The organism is Terrirhizobium terrae (assembly GCF_030323265.1).
Classification (GTDB): domain Bacteria; phylum Pseudomonadota; class Alphaproteobacteria; order Rhizobiales; family Rhizobiaceae; genus Neorhizobium.
Genome location: NZ_CP104991.1, coordinates 546,723 through 564,837, shown reverse-complemented (window position 1 = coordinate 564,837; position 18,115 = coordinate 546,723). Strand labels below are relative to the sequence as shown.

General features: G+C 57.1%; 19 protein-coding genes and 1 pseudogene. 11 read left to right on the top strand and 9 right to left on the bottom strand.

From position 1 onward, the window contains the following. Positions 1-340 precede the first annotated feature (340 nt). Complete coding sequence (locus N7E02_RS06660) at positions 341-2,062, top strand: FAD/NAD(P)-binding protein (RefSeq protein ID WP_286578548.1); 1,722 nt, start codon at positions 341-343, stop codon at positions 2,060-2,062. On the opposite strand, the gene N7E02_RS06655 is transcribed toward N7E02_RS06660, so the two are convergent. Then, entirely contained in the window at positions 2,002-2,724 is a 723-nt protein-coding gene (locus N7E02_RS06655; RefSeq protein ID WP_286578547.1) for an MOSC domain-containing protein, read from the bottom strand. The two genes, N7E02_RS06660 and N7E02_RS06655, sit on opposite strands and share 61 nt — an antisense overlap. 89 nt (positions 2,725-2,813) lie before the next feature. Here N7E02_RS06655 and N7E02_RS06650 point away from each other — a divergent pair, with 89 nt between their 5' ends. The 3 genes from N7E02_RS06650 (at position 2,814) to N7E02_RS06640 (ending at position 5,140) form a co-directional block, all read left to right on the top strand. Next, entirely contained in the window at positions 2,814-3,218 is a 405-nt protein-coding gene (locus N7E02_RS06650; RefSeq protein WP_286578546.1) for an NUDIX domain-containing protein, read from the top strand. 220 nt (positions 3,219-3,438) lie between these two features. Next, positions 3,439-3,885, top strand: a complete 447-nt coding sequence (locus N7E02_RS06645; RefSeq protein ID WP_374730623.1) for a DUF4142 domain-containing protein — start codon at positions 3,439-3,441, stop codon at positions 3,883-3,885. 91 nt (positions 3,886-3,976) lie between these two features. Next, the gene (locus N7E02_RS06640) at positions 3,977-5,140 is read left to right on the top strand and encodes a zinc-dependent alcohol dehydrogenase (RefSeq protein ID WP_286578545.1); all 1,164 of its coding nucleotides are present in this window, start codon (positions 3,977-3,979) and stop codon (positions 5,138-5,140) included. Positions 5,141-5,181: 41 nt separating this feature from the next. On the opposite strand, the gene N7E02_RS06635 is transcribed toward N7E02_RS06640, so the two are convergent. After that, positions 5,182-5,556: a Crp/Fnr family transcriptional regulator gene (locus N7E02_RS06635; RefSeq protein WP_286578544.1), complete on the bottom strand. Its 375-nt coding sequence runs from the start codon at positions 5,554-5,556 to the stop codon at positions 5,182-5,184. Between the two features lie 464 nt (positions 5,557-6,020). Between N7E02_RS06635 and N7E02_RS06630 the strand changes: the two genes are divergently transcribed. Further along, positions 6,021-6,263 (top strand): DUF6894 family protein, encoded by a 243-nt coding sequence (locus tag N7E02_RS06630; RefSeq protein ID WP_286578543.1) that lies wholly within the window; start codon positions 6,021-6,023, stop codon positions 6,261-6,263. 65 nt (positions 6,264-6,328) lie between these two features. Here the strand turns inward: N7E02_RS06630 and N7E02_RS06625 are convergent, their stop codons facing one another. The 3 genes and pseudogenes from N7E02_RS06625 to N7E02_RS06615 form a co-directional block, all read right to left on the bottom strand. Continuing rightward, positions 6,329-6,499, bottom strand: coding sequence for a DUF2934 domain-containing protein (locus N7E02_RS06625; protein ID WP_286578542.1), 171 nt, complete (start codon positions 6,497-6,499; stop codon positions 6,329-6,331). Positions 6,500-6,862: 363 nt separating this feature from the next. Continuing rightward, positions 6,863-8,994 (bottom strand): annotated as a pseudogene (katE, locus tag N7E02_RS06620) (catalase). 69 nt (positions 8,995-9,063) lie between these two features. Then, the gene (locus tag N7E02_RS06615; protein ID WP_119944815.1) at positions 9,064-9,564 is read right to left on the bottom strand and encodes a YciE/YciF ferroxidase family protein; all 501 of its coding nucleotides are present in this window, start codon (positions 9,562-9,564) and stop codon (positions 9,064-9,066) included. A gap of 967 nt (positions 9,565-10,531) precedes the next feature. On the opposite strand from N7E02_RS06615, the gene N7E02_RS06610 reads away from it, so the two are divergent. Next, entirely contained in the window at positions 10,532-10,927 is a 396-nt protein-coding gene (locus N7E02_RS06610; protein ID WP_286578541.1) for a PRC-barrel domain-containing protein, read from the top strand. A gap of 114 nt (positions 10,928-11,041) precedes the next feature. Here the strand turns inward: N7E02_RS06610 and N7E02_RS06605 are convergent, their stop codons facing one another. Continuing rightward, a complete protein-coding gene (locus N7E02_RS06605; RefSeq protein WP_286578540.1) occupies positions 11,042-13,321 on the bottom strand; it encodes an FdhF/YdeP family oxidoreductase in 2,280 nt (759 codons plus the stop codon). 591 nt (positions 13,322-13,912) lie between these two features. On the opposite strand from N7E02_RS06605, the gene N7E02_RS06600 reads away from it, so the two are divergent. Beyond that, entirely contained in the window at positions 13,913-14,221 is a 309-nt protein-coding gene (locus N7E02_RS06600) for a hypothetical protein (RefSeq protein WP_286578539.1), read from the top strand. A gap of 371 nt (positions 14,222-14,592) precedes the next feature. On the opposite strand, the gene N7E02_RS06595 is transcribed toward N7E02_RS06600, so the two are convergent. After that, positions 14,593-14,763: a hypothetical protein gene (locus N7E02_RS06595; protein ID WP_286578538.1), complete on the bottom strand. Its 171-nt coding sequence runs from the start codon at positions 14,761-14,763 to the stop codon at positions 14,593-14,595. Positions 14,764-14,982: 219 nt separating this feature from the next. Here N7E02_RS06595 and N7E02_RS06590 point away from each other — a divergent pair, with 219 nt between their 5' ends. Together N7E02_RS06590 and N7E02_RS06585 are read left to right on the top strand one after the other, a co-directional pair. Beyond that, positions 14,983-15,453 (top strand): Hsp20 family protein, encoded by a 471-nt coding sequence (locus N7E02_RS06590; protein ID WP_286578537.1) that lies wholly within the window; start codon positions 14,983-14,985, stop codon positions 15,451-15,453. Positions 15,454-15,551: 98 nt separating this feature from the next. Continuing rightward, a complete protein-coding gene (locus tag N7E02_RS06585) occupies positions 15,552-15,848 on the top strand; it encodes a DUF982 domain-containing protein (protein ID WP_286578536.1) in 297 nt (98 codons plus the stop codon). A gap of 35 nt (positions 15,849-15,883) precedes the next feature. Here N7E02_RS06585 and N7E02_RS06580 read toward each other — a convergent pair whose 3' ends face one another. Continuing rightward, positions 15,884-16,138, bottom strand: coding sequence for a hypothetical protein (locus N7E02_RS06580; protein WP_286578535.1), 255 nt, complete (start codon positions 16,136-16,138; stop codon positions 15,884-15,886). Positions 16,139-16,313: 175 nt separating this feature from the next. Here N7E02_RS06580 and N7E02_RS06575 point away from each other — a divergent pair, with 175 nt between their 5' ends. Both N7E02_RS06575 and N7E02_RS06570 read left to right on the top strand, forming a co-directional pair. Next, positions 16,314-17,045, top strand: coding sequence for a PAS domain S-box protein (locus N7E02_RS06575; RefSeq protein ID WP_286578534.1), 732 nt, complete (start codon positions 16,314-16,316; stop codon positions 17,043-17,045). Positions 17,046-17,056: 11 nt separating this feature from the next. Further along, a complete protein-coding gene (locus N7E02_RS06570) occupies positions 17,057-17,587 on the top strand; it encodes a GGDEF domain-containing protein (protein ID WP_286578533.1) in 531 nt (176 codons plus the stop codon). 264 nt (positions 17,588-17,851) lie between these two features. Here N7E02_RS06570 and N7E02_RS06565 read toward each other — a convergent pair whose 3' ends face one another. Next, on the bottom strand, positions 17,852-18,088 hold the full coding sequence (locus N7E02_RS06565) for a hypothetical protein (RefSeq protein WP_220328782.1): 237 nt from the start codon (positions 18,086-18,088) through the stop codon (positions 17,852-17,854). Positions 18,089-18,115 lie beyond the last annotated feature (27 nt).

The following is an 18,115-nucleotide window of genomic DNA, read 5'->3' as shown; positions in this document are numbered from 1 at the left end:
CGTTTGCGATAGACTCTCAGGCGGGCGGCAGGTTGAGACGCGCCCCTTAGGAGGCGCACAGAGATTCGGCCCGCCGTGTCTGAGTGAAGGTGATGTCTTGGTTCGTGTGACATCAGGAGAACCATCACATTGGGAGAAGGTTCCTGATGGGTTTGCGACGCATTTTCGTCGGCTCGACTCGGCGCCGTTGATCGCTAAGGAATTTGAGTTACGAGGCGACCCTCGGCCGAGTGAATCTTCAACGGCTGTACGATAGCGCACGGTTACGGCCTGATCTGGAACCTGTCAGACGCTGGGCCGTTTTGTCCGGCCTTCCATCACAACAAGCTCGTCGAGCCTCATGACACGTATCGCCATCATTGGTTCCGGTCCCACCGGCATCTACACCTTCAAGGGCCTCGTAGCCTCTCAGCAACCGCTGATGATCACTGTCTTCGAAGAGCTACCAGATCCCGGGAAGGGCACGCCCTATCATCCGGCGGTCAATGATAACGCTATGCTTGCCAACATCGCGAGCATCGAAATCCCTCGCATCGTCGATACCCTCATCGAGTGGTTGAGTGGACATTCTGATGCGGACCTGCAGCAGCTAGGCCTTGAACGGGCACGGATCGGTGAGCGCGAATTTTATCCACGCGTCGTGCTCGGAACGTTCCTTGCGGCTCAGTTCTGGAAGTTGGTGGATCAGGCGAAGGCCCGCGGCCATAGCGTAATCATCAGGGCGAGCACCAAGATCACCGATATTCGCCTGGAAAAATCTCATGTCGCGCTGGTCGCTCGCCAAGGTGATGAACCTGAAACCAGGGAAAACTTCGACCATGTCGTCATGGCGACTGGTCATGATTGGCCGGAAAACACCGAGCTAACGCCCGGCTACTTCATCTCGCCTTGGCCCGCCAGCGCCATCAAGCGCATCGGACCAGTCGAGGTCGGCATTCTTGGAACGTCCCTGAGCGGCATCGATGCTGCTGTAACCGTTGCCACCGCTCACGGAATCTTCCTGCGTGATGAGCAAGGGCAGCTTGCTTATCAGCCTACGACCAATGGGCTTCACATGACAATGATGTCTCGGAAAGGGCTCTTGCCGGAAGCCGACTTCTTCTGCCCGATACCCTACGAACCTCTCCAGTTTTGCACGCCGGAGGCCGTCGATGCTGCTATCTCGCGGGGACCGGCAGGGCTATTAGACAACGTGTTCGAGTTGTTCAAAGCCGAACTCGGCGCTGCCGACCCGGACTACGCCTCATCGATCGGCCTGGGGCTTGCAACGATAGAGGACATCGCTGAGCGTTACTTTCGCACACGGGAAGCAATGGACCAATTCATCGCAGCGGCCCGAAATCTCGCCGAGGCGAAGAAGAACAAGGCGGAGAAGATCACGGTTCAGTGGCGGTACACGATCCTTCGCTTGCACGAGGTGATTGCGCGCGCCGTTCCACATTTGGATGCCGAGGATCTGAAGCGCTTCCATAAGCATTTCAAGACGGTTTTTGTCGATGACTATGCCACGGTTCCGCATGAATCCGTGGAGCGTCTGCTTGCCCTTCACAATGCCGGAACGCTCGATGTCGTAGCGCTTGGAGAAGACTATAAAATCGAGCATCCGGAGAACAAACCCGGTGTGACGATCACGGTCGGAGAGCGTGAGACGCACTACGCGGCATTTATCGACGCGACAGGACAGCATGCGGCCTCCGCCTCCGATCTACCGTTCCCAAGCTTGAGACGTCCGGGCTTGGTCAAGGAAGCGGCCTCCGAAACGTCAGCAGAGATGTCCGCAAGTTTGAAACGAACCGGCGGGATCGATGTCGACCGAGCATTTAGGCCCATCATTGATCAACCCGTCTCAAGAAACCTCTACTGCGTTTCCGTCCCATTCTTGCTGCACAAGCTCCCTTTCATCCAGGGTATAACCAGCGCCCGTGACATGGGGGAGATCGTCTCGAATGCGATCATTACGTCCACGGAGTTTGCAGGCAATCCTCTGATTACGGCGCTGGGTCAGGAAAATACAAACTCGTCGCCGACCGTTAATCTCCCAGCCCGTGCAACAGAGGCATAAACGCCAAGGCATCGGGCGCGCTGCCTGACGATTGTCCGCAGGATCTCCGGTTCTTCAGGCAGGCCCGGCTGTGCAATCATGGTCATGCCGCACCGCTTGGTCCTGTCGGTGACGGTTCCTCCGACCGAGCCGCACAGCCAGCCCCGACCCAACCAATCTTCTTCATGACTTTCGGTCTCCAATACGACGTTAGGCCTGAAACGTCGGCGGTCTACCTCGCTGCTTGGGATGAGTGACGCCAGATCGGTAAGGCTCTTGGTCGTCAGGAAATGAAGTGGCGCGAGATCATACCGAGGTTGGAGGTTGCTCACCTCAGACCTGTCACGTTCGGCAGGGGCGCCTCTTGGACGGACGCCGCAGCGAAATCCCATGAGTTCGCTTAGTGCCGCGTCAAGTCCGGGGCCGATCGGCTTCATTCTCCACGTACTTGATGAGACCAGCACGTCATTGCCAGATCGACATGCCGACAGCATCAGGACAGGGCGCCAACGTGGTGTCGTTTCCGGTGAAGCGACCTCTCCGGTATCAAGGTCAACCAGGAGGTGCGTGCGATCTCCGTCGATCCCATCATCGCCGACCGAAGCCGCATTCAGACCCTCACCGCCGATCGAAGATACGGGATAGCGCCAGATCTCTTTGATTGTGCCCACGGTCTCACTCATCCAAAGTCCCCTCGCGGTTATTGACAGCGTGGAACACCGTCTGATGCCTCCGGGTTCCCTATCGGTATGGTGCGTTGAGAGGTTTGCGGATGGCGGAGATTGTGTGCGCGGCGTTTATCGACAATGGACGGGTGCTGCTTGTGAGGCGCGCAGCGCATCGAAAATGGTCGGCGAACAAGTGGGATCTAGTCGGCGGTCATGTCGAAAAGGGCGAGGGGCTCGATGTCGCTCTGGTGCGCGAATGCCAGGAAGAGGTAGGCTTGACGCCCCGCGCTTTCGAGCACGTGGCTACGCTCTATGAAGACGGCGATCGGAAGAGGAAGTCGCCCTTCCATATTTTCAGGGTGCCTCTCTGGGACGGCGGTAATGCGCAATTGCTGGGACAAGAACATTCGGAGCTTGGCTGGTTTGCTGTTGACGGCTTTCATGAGGCCGAGCTCGCTTTCGATGCCTACAGCGACGTGGTCCTGCCATTGCTTAAAACCAATCAATGAGATCGAAACAGTTGGATCTTACATTTCGTACGTTGCCGTACGAAACTGATTATCACTCGTTTCCCCGGAACTGTGATCGCAAGGCGCCGTTTCAATCCAGGATCTTCAATCAGGAAGACCAAGTTCCAGGGATTACGCAGATGAAACATGTCCTTCTCACGGCAAGCCTCGTCCTTAGCGCCGGCGGCGCTTTGCGCAGTCGGCGACGGAGTCGACCGGCGTGAACTCCGCTCTCGGTGTTGCACCGAAAACCGAGGATTTCATCATGGAGGCCTCCGCCAGTGACGTTTTCGAGATCGAGTCCAGCAAGCTCGCTCTGACAAAGGGAAATGACGCGACGAAGGCGTTTGCCCAGCAGATGGTCACCGATCACGAGAAGACAACCGCAGAGCTCAAGGCGCTTCTCGCTTCCGGCAAGGTGCAGGGCAATCCTGTTGCAACGTTGACCGAGGATTTCAAGGAAGAGGTGGACGAGCTTGCCAAGCTCGACGGTGACGAATTCAGCGAGGAGTATATCGATGACCAGGTTGACGCGCACGAGGATGCGGTCGACCTGTTCAAGCGTTACGCCGAAGAGGGCGAGAATGCAGACCTCAAGGCGTGGGCTGCCAAGACACTGCCGGCCCTCGAGCACCATTACCAGATGGCACAGGATCTCGATAAATAATCTCCCTCCAGCGGCCGCCTCCAAGCGGCCGTTGTTTTTCGTGCCGCTCACACCGATTGCGGCCGCCGTTGATCAATCGGAAGGAACAGATATGAAAGCGCTGACTTGGCATGGAAGCGGTGACATTCGCTGCGAGCAGGTAGACGATCCCGCCATCGAGGATGACCGCGATGCGATCATTAGGGTTACAAGTTGCGCTATTTGCGGCTCGGATCTGCATCTCTACGGCGGCTTCGTGCCAGGCATGCACCATGGCGATGTCATGGGCCACGAAACCATGGGGGAGGTCGTTGAGGTTGGCCGCGGAAACTCCAAGCTGAAAATTGGAGACCGCGTGGTCGTTCCCTTCACCATCTCATGCGGTGAATGCCGACAGTGCCAATGGGGCCAGTTTTCGCTCTGCGAGCGATCCAATCCGAACGGCGCAATGCAAGCGAAACAGATCGGCTATCCGACTGCCGGTTTGTTTGGCTACTCCGAGATATACGGCCGTTTTCCGGGCGGCCAAGCCGAATATCTGCGCGTACCCTATGCCGACGTCGGCCCGATCAAGGTGCCGGACGGTTTGAGCGACGAGCAGGTCCTGTTTCTTTCCGATATTTTCCCGACAGGTTACATGGCAGCCGAAAACTGCAACATCCAGCCGGGACAAACGGTCGCCGTGTTCGGTTGTGGCCCGGTCGGACTGTTTGCAATCAAGTCCGCCTTCCTGCTCGGCGCTGAACGGGTCATTGCGATCGACACCGTGCCAGAGCGCTTGGCGCTTGCGCGAGCGGCGGGCGCGGAGACGCTGGACTATGCGGATGAAGACCTGCAGCAACGTATTGTCGACATGACTGATGGGAAGGGACCCGATGCGGTGATCGAAGCCGTCGGACTGGAGAGCCATGGTGCGGGCGGTTTTATGGAGACGATGCAAACGAAGCTGTCGGCAACCGAGCGGCCCTACGCGTTGAGCCAGGCTATCCTGGCATGCCGTCCAGGTGGTACGGTCTCCCTTCCGGGTGTCTTCATCGGCTCGGCTGTGCCAGCGCCGCTTGGGGCAGTTGTCGGAAAGGGATTGACGCTCAAGACCGGCCAAACCCACGTGCAGAAATACCTCGAGCCTCTGATGAATCTGATCGTTGAGGGCAAGATCGACCCATCGTTCATCATTACTCACCGCATCGGTCTTGAGGAAGGCCCTGAAGCCTACAAGACGTTCCGGGACAAAGCCGATGGATGCGTGAAAGTCGTGATCCGTCCCAACGGCTAGTCGATCGCACCGATGAGCTCGGCTCCTGTTCCAGGGCCAGGCTAATAGCGCCAGTCGTGCCGGATGTGCTGCTCGTATTGCTTCTCCGCAATGCCATAGATCGGGCCGGCAAGCTCTTTCAGTTTTTCGACGTCCTTGATGAGAATGAGACCGCGCTCGGCCTTGATCGCGTGTTTGCCTTCGAGACGGTGTAGCGCGTCTGTAACACTCGCACGGCGGACACCAAGCATCAGTGCCAGAAAGTCGTGCGTCAGCGGCAGCTCATTGCCGATGCGGTCACGTCCCATCAGCACCCAGCGGGCAAGCCTTTTTTCAACGCCGTACCGACCGTCGGCAAGAGCTGTTGTGGCGACTTGGATCAGGAAAACGTGAGCATAGCGCATGAGAATGTCACGAAACGGGCGGCATTCGTCCATCGCTGCACGGAGCGCCGTAACCTCAATTCTGAGTGCCGGGCCGCCGCATTGCATGAATGCAAAATGCGGAGTGTTATCGATCCCGAGGATTGCCGGTACCGCTGAAAACCCTTCCAGACCTATGCAACCGACTTCGATGTTCTTGTCGCCGGTACCGCCAGCAATTTCGGACGAAAGTCCTCCCTCAAAAAGAATACGTGATGTAGCTGTTGATCGGATTCAAACAGGTGCTCCCCCTGCTGCAACTCGACCGGATCAAGATGAGGCCGGAGCCGTGCGACCACATCGGCCGAGAGCATCGATAGGATCCTATTCGTCGTCCAGCTCATGAGATCAGTCCCGGTGCCCTGCTTGCATCCATTAAGCTACCTAGTGCGGTAAACAGAGATATCCATAAAAACAAGAAGTTCGCAGGAAACATAAGACGTGTTCTTAGGTTATGAAGGGGCATGAGGGAGTGACACATGATCCGACTGTTTTTCAATATCCGTGAGGGAGAGCGCCTTTCCAAGGATCCGGAAGGTGCCGAGTTTCAAGACATCGAAATGGCACGTGCCGAAGCCGTTCGCTCAGCTCGCGAACTCCTGTCCCAGCGCGTGTTAAATGGAGAGGAGATCGATGGCCAATCGTTTGAGCTTACCGACGACAACGGCGCTGTAGTCGATACCGTCAAATTTCGCGACGTGCTTCGACTGCACCAAGGTTGAAATGTTCATAAGAGCACATGCAAGGCGGGTGAGGTCGATCACCCGCCTGCGTACTTACATTCAGATTACTCTTCGTCTTCCCATGACGGGCGTTCAGGCTCGACTGCGTTCGGTCGAGCATCCCATTCGGCGCTAGCCTGGGACCAATGTTCATGCTCTTGACCCTCAGGCTGTCCAGCCTGCTCCCACAGCTCGTAAGCGCGACGGGCAATCCATTCCTCACGATTTTCGTCCATTTGAACCTCCCTGCAGGAAAACGAGGAAGTCCTCGTCATCCAGTTTTTGTCATCCTCAAACTGCTGATCCGATCAGAACCGCGAAGGGCTATACCACGGCGCGACACCTCCCAAAGGAACAGCGGGCGGAGAACGTTGACGTCTCTGGGTGGGTTCCTAACGATAGAGAAAACCAAGTCGAGGGTACGGTGCCGTACAAACGTGGCCGCGGATTTGCTCCGCATTACGTGGCTCGCGTATGAGGTAAACGCTATAGAAGTGCGACGCCGGGATTCTTATGGCGAGATCAAGCGGCCGTCTTTCCTGAAATGTCTACGCCAGGGAGAGCGGCGCGAGCCCAGGACCCGCGCCGAATGATGGTATTTAAGCTGTAGTTGCTGATGCCGGGCCGAGCTTCACTGACGGCTCACGCCCCCAGACGCGAAGCTTGCCGAGCTGCTCGACGAAACTCGTCAGGCTTGCACCGCCCGAAAGCTCCAGAACACCTTCGTCAATGTCCTTTGCGATACCGGCTTTCTCAAGCAATGGCAGGGCGACATCGCTGTAGCCGATGAACTTGCAATGCTGGAACGCGTCTGCCACGAAATCCCGTGCTGTCGCTTCCTTCAGCAGATCTTCGACACCTGCATCGGATGGAAGGAGCGCAACAGCATCGAAGAGCACCGAGGGGCCGCCATCGATCATATGCTGCGCCTCGATGAAGCTTCCGTCGGAAGCTGTCACGCCGCCGACCTTTGGAGCGACAAGCTCCACGAGGCCCTTTTTCTTCAAGATGGCGCTCGTCAAAGCCTTCAACAGTTTCGCATCGACACCGTCGGTCACGAGGATGCCCAGTTTGCGGCCCTCAAAGCGCTTGGGTCCGCGCTCGACGATGCTGAGCGCTGGAGAAGGCTCAAGATCCTCTCTAGTCGCAACAGCCGCCGGTGCGGCTTTCGGCAGGGACTTCATACCCAATCGATGAGCTACTTCGGAGGCGAGCGTATCATCAATGTTCATCAGATGCGAAACCATGCGCTCGCGGACTGCGACCGTTTCGACCTTGCTGAGTTCGAAGGTGAGCGCCATGATGATATGACGCTGTTCCGGTGGCGTCTGGCTGATGAAAAACTGTCTCGCTTGGCTATAGTGGTCGGCGAAGCTTTCTGGACGAAGCTGGACCTTGGTGCCGGATTCTTCCGCCGGATAATGGCGATAGCCGCGAGACTTGCTCTCCCGCGGACCTTCTCCAAACGAATTCGGTTCGTAATTCACCCGCCCAACAGGATTGCGCATTGCCATATGGCCGTCCTGCTGAAAATGGGCGAAGGGACACTTGGGCGCATTGATCGGCAGATGGGTAAAGTTTGGACCGCCAAGCCGCTTCAGTTGGGTGTCGAGGTAGGAGAAGTTACGGCCCTGCAGCAGAGGGTCGTTGCTGAAGCCAATTCCCGGCGGGACATTCTGGGTCATGAACGCGACCTGTTCGGTTTCGGCAAAGAAGTTGTCCGGCATGCGGTCCAGAACCAGCCGTCCGATCGGCTTCACAGGCAGAACCTCTTCCGGGATGATCTTGGTTGGGTCAAGGACGTCGAAATCGAAGCTGTCGGCAAATTCTTGATCGAAGAGCTGGACACCCAATTCCCATTCCGGGAAGTCGCCCGACTGGATCGACTGCCACAGATCGCGGCGGTGATAGTCTGGATCGGCACCATTGATCTTCACCGCCTCGTTCCACGCGACGGACTGCAGGCCGAGCTTCGGTTTCCAGTGAAACTTGACGAAGGTGGACTCATCCTTCTCGTTGATGAACCGGAAGGTATGGACGCCAAAACCTTCCATGAAGCGCAGCGATCTTGGGATGGTCCGATCCGACATGATCCACATGACCATGTTCATGCTTTCCGGTGTCAGACTGATAAAGTCCCAGAAATTGTCATGCGCCGTCTGCGCCTGTGGAAAAGCACGGTCGGGCTCCTGTTTGGCGGCGTGGATGAGATCGGGAAACTTGATTGCGTCCTGGATGAAAAAGACCGGGATGTTGTTCCCGACCAGATCCCAGTTGCCTTCCTTCGTATACATCTTAACAGCGAAACCGCGGACATCGCGTGCGAGATCCGCAGAACCCTTGTTGCCGGCGACCGTGGAGAATCGAACGAAGACCGGGGTTTTTCGCCGGCACGCTGGAAGACGTCGGCCCGGGTGTATTTGGCGAGTGATTCGTAGGTTTCGAAATAACCGTGCGCCCCATAGCCGCGCGCATGGACCACCCGCTCGGGAATGCGCTCGTGGTCGAAATGAAAAATCTTCTCCCTGAAGTGAAAATCCTCCATTAGAGCCGGGCCTCGCGGACCCACACGCAAAGTGTTCTGATCGTCGGCGACCGGAGCGCCTTGCGATGTCGTCAGCACTTCGAAGCCATCTTCTGCTGTCTGATGAAGCTCGCCGCCTGCACCGCGCGAGAGTGTCTGATCGTGGATGGCGACTTGATCGGTCGATGATTGTGTCTTCTTGGCCATTTGCCCGTCCTCAGGTTGATGAAACAGAAAAAGGCCGCCTTGCGGGCGGCCTCTCGTCATTCCGGCTGATCAGGCTGCTTTCTTGCCCTTGTCGTTGGCGGAAGCTTTCGCCAAGGCGGTCAGCTTCTTGTCGGTGGCGACTTCTTCCGACAGGTTCTGCTCGAGGAGCGGCACAGCATCCTTCAGGCCGAGTTGCTTGGCCCACTCGATGAGCGTGCCGTAACGCGCGATCTCATAATGTTCGACAGCCTGAGCAGACGAGATGAGACCGGCATCAAGCGCGGGCGATCCCTTGAATTCCTCGATGATCTCTTCACCTTCGGCGATGATGCCCTGGATGGCTTCGCAGGTCTTGCCGCGTGCCGACTTGCCCAGGAGCTCGAATACCTGTTCGAGCCGTTCGATCTGGCCCTGTGTTTCCTCGCGATGCTGAAGAAAACCTTCCTTGCCTTCCTCGGACTGCGACGCACGCGCCATCTTCGGCAGTGCCTTCAAAATCTGCTTTTCTGCAAAGTAGATATCTTTCAGCGTATCCAGAAACAGGTCGTCGAGAGTCTTGGCGTTTGCCATGTCGTCCTCCATCGTTTGTGAGCTGTTGCAAGAGGTGCGGACCGCGCGCCGCACCGGTGACAGCGGGAAATGTTCGTCGCGATTGAACGGTTCCCGTACGCCACCGTACCAGGAACGCTGACACGCTTATCTCGGCAACGCGCTCCAGTCGGCGCCGCCGCTGCAAGCGTGGGCCTATCGCGTGATCCCGAACATATATCCAACGAAGACCGCAATCCCGACTGCCTGCCAGGGATTCCTGCGAATTCGAAAGCGTACTTCATCCGATGCGCGATACCGAAGACTATCAGCCTCTTCTCGCAGTGCTGACAGTCTCTCCTTCGGCTCAACATAAGGGTCGTTACGATGTTCAAGAACGGAATTCAGCGCCTGATCCACACGTTGTGCATCCGAAGTATGAAGAGGACCGGAAACGGACGTTGACGAGCTTTCAGCCGATAGGGAAATGGCCGGGTTCTTCGTTTCCAGATCCTCACCGGGTGCGGGTGACCTGAAATTTTGGTCGTATGTCATAGCGCTCTTATCCTCCTTGGGACGCCGCGGCGTTTATCCACCGCTTCGGACTGACGAGGCTAAGCATTGATGCTGACAAATGTTCCACGTGCTGACATCGCATTCCGCGGAAGTACGGTACCGAGCGACGCTCAATCCATTTTGCGTTCTAGATGCGCAGCCGATTGAAAGTACGCTCGATGAAGTCCCTCGCAATCGCCTACGCCGGAACCTTGATCACATTCCTCACTGTCGATGCCATCTGGCTTGGTGAGGGGGCCGGTTGCATTGAGAAGCGTCGTTATGGCTTGGGGGAGTATCATGACCGCAAGAGCAAGTGGCTGCGGATATGTCGCGGTCCGCACATGGGTACAAGGGCGGGCCCGAACGTTCACCTGAGCCAATTTGCTCGGAACAAACGCTCCAGTCCTGTTGTTTCTCCCACGTACCTGAAACCAACGAAGAGGAGGCAGATATGCTGAATCAGGAAAATCGCGTGACCGGTCAGGATCCTTACGTCAAGGATACACTCTCATTGATCGCAAGCGACAAGGTCGAAGGCACGAAGGTCTACGGCGCCGACGGAAAGCGTATCGGCTCGATCCAGCGTCTTCTTCTGAAGAAGCAGGGCGGTCGAGTGGCCTACGCGGTGCTGAGCTTCGGTGGCTTCCTGGGCATCGGTGATGATTACTACCCACTGCCCTGGGAAAAGCTGACCTATGACGAAGGTCTTGATGGCTACCGGATCGACCTTACCAAGGACCAGATCACCGGCGCGCCGCGCTATGCTGATCTGGATGACGACTCCTGGTATCGTGCGAACGATCGACGGATCGAGGATTACTATGGCCTTCCGCCGACGCGGATGTAGTGGCCGTAGAAATCAAGAGAAAGAGGCCTCGCTTTAGCGGGGCCTCTTTCTAGTTGACGCGTTGCGATTGATGCAGAGACTTGTCAGTAGATGAAACCCATCTCTCAACGCGTCTTATTGCGCGACGATCTTAACAGGGATCGCTTTGGCCGCTGGCGTTTTCGATAACTCGTCGTGGTGATCAATGGCGTTCAGCACGTTGCATTCCGGATAGTAGCCGCCAATTGTGCCTCGCGGCAGCTTGTGGGCGCGAACAATGAGCCCGCCAAGCTCGCGATTTCGTCCGTCGTCGAAGTCGCTAACGAGGGCAATCGTCTGTCCTTCGCTCAGGCCGGCGGCTTCGATATCCTGCGGGCACATCAGCACCACGTCCCGCGTTCCCTCAATGCCGCGGAAGCGGTCCGAATAACCGTAGATGGTCGTATTGAACTGATCATTCGATCTCATGGTGATCAATCGATAACGGCCAGGTGCGTCCTCGAAGGAAAGGGCGTTCATCCGGTCCGGCTTCGTGAAAACCGCTTTTTTCTCCTCGGTATTCCAGATCCGCTGATGCGCGTCGTTGCCTCGGTAAAAACCTCCTGGCTCGAACATGCGTGCATTGTAATCCTTGAAGTCGTCGGGGTAGGTCGCCTCGATAAGATCCCGGACCAATCCGTAGTCGCCCGTCCATTCATCCCACTTGAGTGTCGGCTTGGGATCGAGCGTCGCCTTGGCGATGCCGGCAACAATCGCAAGCTCGCTTTTGAGATGCTTGGAAGCCGGTGTCCGCTTTCCGATCGAACCGGAAATGTGCGAGAAGCTGTCCTCCGTCGTCACGGACTGGTTGCCTGTCGCCTGCATGTCCATCTCCGTTCGGCTCAGGCAGGGGAGTATCCAGGCATCCTTGCCGGGGAAAAGGTGGCTGCGGTTGAGCTTGGTCGAGACCATCACCGTCAGTTCCTGCCCGGCCCATGCTCTTTCCATTTCCTCCTGGTCCGGAACCGCCCTTAGAAGATTGCCGCCAAGCGCGATCGTCGCGCTTATCGTCCCCGCCATCATGCCTTTGACCGCATCAACGATATGGGTGCCGTCCTCGGTCGGCGGATCGAAATCGAAAAGTGCCTTCAACTTGTCCATCGGGATGAGCTTGGTCTTTTCGGCAATGCCGACAGTGCGCTGCCCCTGGACGTTCGAATGACCGCGCACGGGACAGCAGCCGGCACCCTCGCGACCGATATTGCCTCGCAGAAGCAGCAGATTGACGAGCATCGCGACATTAAGCGCGCCCTGAGCATGCTGGGTGAGGCCCATCCCGTAAACACCGATGACGCGCTCGGCTGCAATATAGGTTTCACCCGCTTCGCGCAGATCACCTTCAGACAATCCGCTTTCACGTTCGATGTCCGCCCAGGATGATTCCCGCACGCAGGTGATGAATTCTTCGAACCCGGTCGTGTGCTCAGAGATGAAGTCGACGTCGAGGATGCGCGATGCACCCTTTGCGACTGCGGCGTCATCAGCTTCCACGACGACCTTGCAAAGGCCGAGCATGGCTGCAACGTCGCCACCCGCCTTCACCTGACAGTATTGATCGGAGATTTTGGTCTCATTCCCCGTCAGCATGTCGAACGGGTTTTGCGGATTGACGAAGGATACCAGCCCTTGCTCGATCACCGGGTTGAAAGTGACGATCTTGGCGCCACGCTTCTTGGCCTCCTGTAGCGGATGCAGGAAGCGCGGGCTGTTCGTTCCCGGGTTCTGGCCGAAGAAGAAAAAGGCATCGGCCTTTTCCAGATCGTCCCAGACGATCGTGCCGACAGGGGAGCCGATCACCTTGTTGAGGCCAACCGACGTCGTCTCGTGGCACATGTTGGAGCTTTGCGGCAGGTTGTTATTGCCATAGGCGCGGGCAAGCAGCGCATAGAGGTAGGAGGCTTCCAGCCCCGCATGGCCGGACGAGTAGAAAACGACCCTCTGCTTCTCCAACCGTCGCAGGGTTCTGCCGATCCTCTCGAACGCCTCATCCCATGTCACCTCCACATACCGATCGGTAGCATGATCGAAGCGCATCGGGTGGGTGAGGCGGCCAGTCATTTCGAGATCGTGGTCCTTCCAGGATCTCAATTCGGACGCAGTATGCTCACTCCAGAAGTCGGGCGTGCAGCGGGCATTCGTGAGCTCCCACATGGTCGCCTTGGCGCCGTTCTCACAGAACTCGAACGGATGATAGTTCTTCGGCTTCGGCCAAGCGCAAGAGACGCACATGAAGCCACCCGGTTTATTCTGTCGAGCAAGCGTTTCCAGGAAAGCTGCGGGCGGCTCGCTCTCGCCGTAAATGCGGGCGATTGATTTCAGCGATCCCCAGCCTCCCGCAGGACCTTTGCCATCCGGGTTGTCGATATGATCTGTCATGGGATGGCTCCAAAGAAGTCATGAGGTGGTGTTTGCGTCCGATCGCGCGGTGGACCGGCCAGGGCCGAGATTTGTCGCGGGAGAAACATCCTGGCACCGACAACGTTCCGCGATGAGCCAAGCTTTTGGCCGTTCTGGGCGTTTCCTTCATGTGCTTTGAGAGCGGGAATGACGTGGGAACAATCTGATGACCACTCGGGTTACTGATGGGCCCGTTCCTGCGATCGACCGATCGCTTACTGTCAATATACCCCTCGCATTGGAAGACTGATGATTGAACTTTGGGAATACCCCGTCGAGATCGAAACCGCGGGCGGCTGTTTCAAATGCGTCAGGAACAGCCGAGAGGCGGTTGCATCCTTGGCAATGGACTTCCCCAAAGGCGGCCCGGATGCCAGCAAGGCCAAAAAACCTGCCTCAAGGCAGTGTCGGGTGCCATTCCAGGAGACAGCGCCGCGGCGACTTTCAGAGTTGCAGCCAGAAGTGCCGGTCTACTTCGCGAGTAAGCCGCGTAGGCGTTCTCTTTTCCATTCACTGAAACCAATATTGGTGTCGCTAGTTCACCCTCGATCACCACAAAGGTGCGAGACGATGTCTGACAGCAGCACAATCACAGTCCACGCGATATTTGAAACCCGCGAGGCAGCCCATCTCGCTGTCGAGTATCTGGTCCAGAAACATGGCATCCCCCGACCGGATATTTTTGTTCAAGCGGCGAATGATGAAAACTCGGCTGGCTCGGCGCCGTCGGGTGGAGACGTTTCATCTTCGGGCAAGGTACGAACGGATGCACCGCTCACCGGCGATATCGAAGTGTCTGTCGATATCGCCGCGGACCGTTTGGCCGCAGTCCAGCGCGGCTTGGGTGATCTCGGAGCCATGAGGGTGTCGGGCCGGTGACGTTAATCGGCAACGCTGTTCAAGTCTACGGTCGCTCACTTGAGGTAGATGGTGAAGAGGTAGTAAGAGTGATGAGTGGCGCGGACAGATTTCAGACGACTTGGAACAAATGGTTCCCCGCGCTACTACGGCAGGGGCGGCCCACGATGCTCAACTAATTCAGACCGAGATCGGCTATTTTCCGGGAACTGACTTAGCTACAGGTCACTGAGTGCTTTTCTTGAGAGCACGTAGTTACCTCCAACCTCCGAGTTTCACCGACTCAGCTCCACGATCTTCTAGCCAGCCGGAAATTCCTGCCACGTCTCCTCCCCTTTTTTGCCAAGCACCGATTTGCCGCGACAAATGTCGCATCGGCCTTTCTCGCAGGGTCAAGGCGCCAGGCATTCGTCGCAAATGCCGCAGCCGTCTTCATCCATGGCGGAGTTCGGACGCTGACGACAACAGCAAACGCAAATGGCCGACTCTTTTTGATCGATGTGGTCCGGAGGCAAAATCTCAATGTAGGCTTCCGAAAACATGTCGGTCGTTCCATCATCCATCCCGATGCTCCCAAAGCGAAGATCGCCACTCGAGATAGGACCGGATTTCCTGCGAACAAGACGATTTCGGGGAGCTGGAAAAATTTTCGAGCGGGGTCTTGAACGACAAAATCTCAAAAACCAAATCGGTCAACGCCGGCGGCCCAATCAGGGGGTCGGCTGACCGAGGAGGCGGGTTTCACCCGCTTCCTTCCATGTTGCTTTACGGAGGATATGGTTATGAGAAATGCACTTGATTTTGCCCCGCTCTATCGTTCGAGCATCGGCTTCGACCGCGTGCTCAATCTGCTCAGCAATACGCAGCGTCTCAACGCAATTGAGACCTGGCCGGCCTATGACATCGTCAAGACTGGTGAAGACGACTACCGCATCACGATGGCGGTGGCAGGCTTTGGCGAAGGCGATCTCGATATCACTCAGGAGCGCAATGTCCTGGTGATCAAAGGCGGGAAGGCTGAAGAGCTCCAGGGCGAATATCTCCACCGCGGCATCGCCGGTCGTTCCTTCGAGCGCAAGTTTGAGCTTGCAGATCATGTAAGGGTGGAAGGGGCCGATCTGAAAAATGGCCTGCTGACAATTGCTCTGAAGCGCGAGGTGCCGGAAGCCATGAAGCCGCGCAAGATCGAAATCGGCGTCGCTCCGGCCACTAGCGAGCCGCTCCGGCTCGAAGCCGAACGCAAGGTCGCCTGACCCGGGCACCCAGGAAGAATTCTGGATTTCTATCAGTCGGCCCGATTCAGGGCCGGCTTCAGTCATCGCTCGGTACCGAGCAAACGAAGGAGGTCCGTATGTTGCTCGCTCAATTCGACAAGCCCCTCTACGTACAGCGCCGGTATTTCGTGCAGGAAATTACCGGACTGGATGACGTATTCGATTTTCTCGACGAATGGCCCCGGGAAAAGCGTAACCTCGCTTACGAGACTCTTGTCCGATACTGTCGCGAGGCAGCGAACGGTCACTGGCCGATCGACGCGGTCCGAGAGAATTTTCGAGTGTTTCTGAAGCAGAACGATAAGCTCGCCGAGCTGGCAGATGTCCCGCCTCATCGCAGGCGTGACACTGGCGCGAAGATCAGCGGGGCGTGATCGTCCGAAGGAAAAGCTGAGACATTTTTACCGCTCTAGTGGCCGGTGTAGATCCGGTGCATCGTCTCTGCGGCTGCCTTTTCGACCGGAATTTCAAAGAAGATGTCCGGATTGTTCGCCAACGCCTGAAACGTTCGTTCGATCAAGTCATCTTTCTCTGGCCCAGCGAGATGGTAGCGTGCTGCGTAGCGACCCAACAGCGTTCTCAGTATGCGCATGTCGCTCGTGGAAAGACCCCGGCTCCTGCTATCCATGTCTTCCTCCCTGATCTTATCGGTCTCGAAGGTCACCCCTTATCGGGGCCTTCGATTATTCCGATAAGGCCCGAGATAATTTCGAAGGTGTCTGACATCAAGGAGCCGGCGCAGGTGTAGCCTGCCGTTCGGCGACAATGCGGACCGTCACCTTGATTATCATCCCCTAAAACACACCTATCGCCGTGAAGCTCTTGTTTTTGGAGGAAAGATGGTAGCGGAACCGTATACGGCCGATGATCCAGAAACCCGCCTAGCGTTGTTCGACTTTGCCTTCGAGAATGCGCCGATCGGGATCGCTCTGGTCGATCTTCAGGGGCGCATCATTCGCGGCAACGCGGCTTTTGCCAAGTTGCTGTCGCTTCCGCTGGAAAAGGTGCTGGGAACGCATTTCAGGGACTTTACCCATCCAGACGATATCGAGGCGGACCTGATCCTGTTTCAGCAGGTGCTGCAGGGAAGGCGGGATGGTTACACGATCGAGAAGCGTTATCTCCGCCCATTCGGCGAGATCGTTCACGTCCTGATCCATGTTGCCGCGATGCGCGATGCCGAGGGCAAGGTCGTACGCTTCATATCGCAGATAGAGGATATCACCCGCCACAAGGAGCATGAGCGTCAGCTTGCCGAGCGGGCGGCACAGCTTGAGTTGGCGCTTGAAGCCGTTCGTGGCGGTTTTTGGCAGCTGGACATCCTGACAGGCAAGTTCGAGACCTCGGATCGACTGGCTCAGTTTATCGGAGGCCCGACGGCGGCGCGCCTCGATCTTGAGCGCTACGTCAACAGGGTCAACGTCAACGATGGCGCCCAGGCCGATCTTACACCGCTAATTGCTGGTGAGCTCGATCAGCATGTCGCCGAGTATCGCCTCGATACCGTCCACGGCGAACGGTGGATGCGTTGCGATCGCCGGCTTTGCGTGACAGCGACGGCCGACCGGTGAAGATTGTCGGAATGGCAATCGATTTTACCGAAGAACGACGCCGGATCGAGATGCTGGAGGAGACGGCGCGCACCGATGTGTTGACTGGATTGCTGAACCGGCGTGGGCTGTCGATAGAATTTGCGGCATTAAGGTCTGCCGATGGTTTTGCTGTCCTCGCACTCGACGTTGATGGCTTCAAGGAGATCAACGATGCTCATGGCCACGCGATGGGAGATGTCGTCCTGCAAACCACAGCCGCGCGCCTGACCTCAGCCGTCAGAGAAAGCGATCTTGTGGCACGCACGGGCGGCGATGAATTCGCTGTGGTTGTTGCTGGCAATCGGTCCACAGGCGAAGCGGCCGCTGAGCGGATCCTCACACGGATGAGGGAGCCTATTTTTATTTCAAATGAGATCGCCGACGTCCGCACAAGCATAGGAGGGGCCTGGACGGGCGAAAAGCGTGATGTGTCCGAGCTGCTGAAGCAAGCCGACGTGCTTCTGTATGATGCGAAGGCTGCCGGGAAAGACGCCGTCAGGTTCAGTCGGCATCCCGGGTAGTCGCTCCGGAGGGGCGGGTTCCAGAGGACCAGCGGCAGACTTGGATCGCGGGGATCGACGTGCGACGAGATCATTGTATCTAGACCTGAGGTCGGACATCTCGTACTCGCCACTGATCCACAGCTCTACCCAAGCCAGGAACTCGGGGTCATCGTCGATAGGCGTGCCACGTGACATCGCCTTGGTGCGAACCTGATCGAAGATCATTCGCCGTCTGTCACTGTCAATGGGCAATTTGCTCATCCTCGATGACGTCGGGAAGCGCTAAAGGAAAACTGCGATCCCCTCCGTATTGACGACATAGATGAACTCTTCCCATGCCTCATGAGCCGACGCGAAAGATTCATTCCAGTCGGTGACTTGGTCTTCTAGGCTTGTCACCTCCATCCGCCAATCATCTGCGCCCGCGGGCCGGAAGATTTCCACAAGGACGGTAATCCCATTGTCGGTGTAACGGCCAGAGAGTTCGGAGCGTTCAGAGTGCGGCTGATGGGAATTCATTGTCTGTCACCGGATGGATATGACGAT

Excerpts from the sequence above, each read along its gene's own strand:
- N7E02_RS06615 (WP_119944815.1), bottom strand. The coding sequence starts at position 9,564 with ATGGCAAACGCCAAGACTCTCGACGACCTGTTTCTGGATACGCTGAAA.
- N7E02_RS06610 (WP_286578541.1), top strand. The coding sequence starts at position 10,532 with ATGCTGAATCAGGAAAATCGCGTGACCGGTCAGGATCCTTACGTCAAG.
- N7E02_RS06570 (WP_286578533.1), top strand. The coding sequence starts at position 17,057 with ATGGCAATCGATTTTACCGAAGAACGACGCCGGATCGAGATGCTGGAG.
- N7E02_RS06655 (WP_286578547.1), bottom strand. The coding sequence starts at position 2,724 with ATGAGTGAGACCGTGGGCACAATCAAAGAGATCTGGCGCTATCCCGTA.
- N7E02_RS06630 (WP_286578543.1), top strand. The coding sequence starts at position 6,021 with ATGATCCGACTGTTTTTCAATATCCGTGAGGGAGAGCGCCTTTCCAAG.
- N7E02_RS06625 (WP_286578542.1), bottom strand. The coding sequence starts at position 6,499 with ATGGACGAAAATCGTGAGGAATGGATTGCCCGTCGCGCTTACGAGCTG.
- N7E02_RS06585 (WP_286578536.1), top strand. The coding sequence starts at position 15,552 with ATGTTGCTCGCTCAATTCGACAAGCCCCTCTACGTACAGCGCCGGTAT.
- N7E02_RS06635 (WP_286578544.1), bottom strand. The coding sequence starts at position 5,556 with ATGGACGAATGCCGCCCGTTTCGTGACATTCTCATGCGCTATGCTCAC.
- N7E02_RS06605 (WP_286578540.1), bottom strand. The coding sequence starts at position 13,321 with ATGACAGATCATATCGACAACCCGGATGGCAAAGGTCCTGCGGGAGGC.
- N7E02_RS06565 (WP_220328782.1), bottom strand. The coding sequence starts at position 18,088 with ATGAATTCCCATCAGCCGCACTCTGAACGCTCCGAACTCTCTGGCCGT.
- N7E02_RS06640 (WP_286578545.1), top strand. The coding sequence starts at position 3,977 with ATGAAAGCGCTGACTTGGCATGGAAGCGGTGACATTCGCTGCGAGCAG.
- N7E02_RS06600 (WP_286578539.1), top strand. The coding sequence starts at position 13,913 with ATGTCTGACAGCAGCACAATCACAGTCCACGCGATATTTGAAACCCGC.
- N7E02_RS06660 (WP_286578548.1), top strand. The coding sequence starts at position 341 with ATGACACGTATCGCCATCATTGGTTCCGGTCCCACCGGCATCTACACC.
- N7E02_RS06590 (WP_286578537.1), top strand. The coding sequence starts at position 14,983 with ATGAGAAATGCACTTGATTTTGCCCCGCTCTATCGTTCGAGCATCGGC.
- N7E02_RS06595 (WP_286578538.1), bottom strand. The coding sequence starts at position 14,763 with ATGGATGATGGAACGACCGACATGTTTTCGGAAGCCTACATTGAGATT.
- N7E02_RS06650 (WP_286578546.1), top strand. The coding sequence starts at position 2,814 with ATGGCGGAGATTGTGTGCGCGGCGTTTATCGACAATGGACGGGTGCTG.
- N7E02_RS06575 (WP_286578534.1), top strand. The coding sequence starts at position 16,314 with ATGGTAGCGGAACCGTATACGGCCGATGATCCAGAAACCCGCCTAGCG.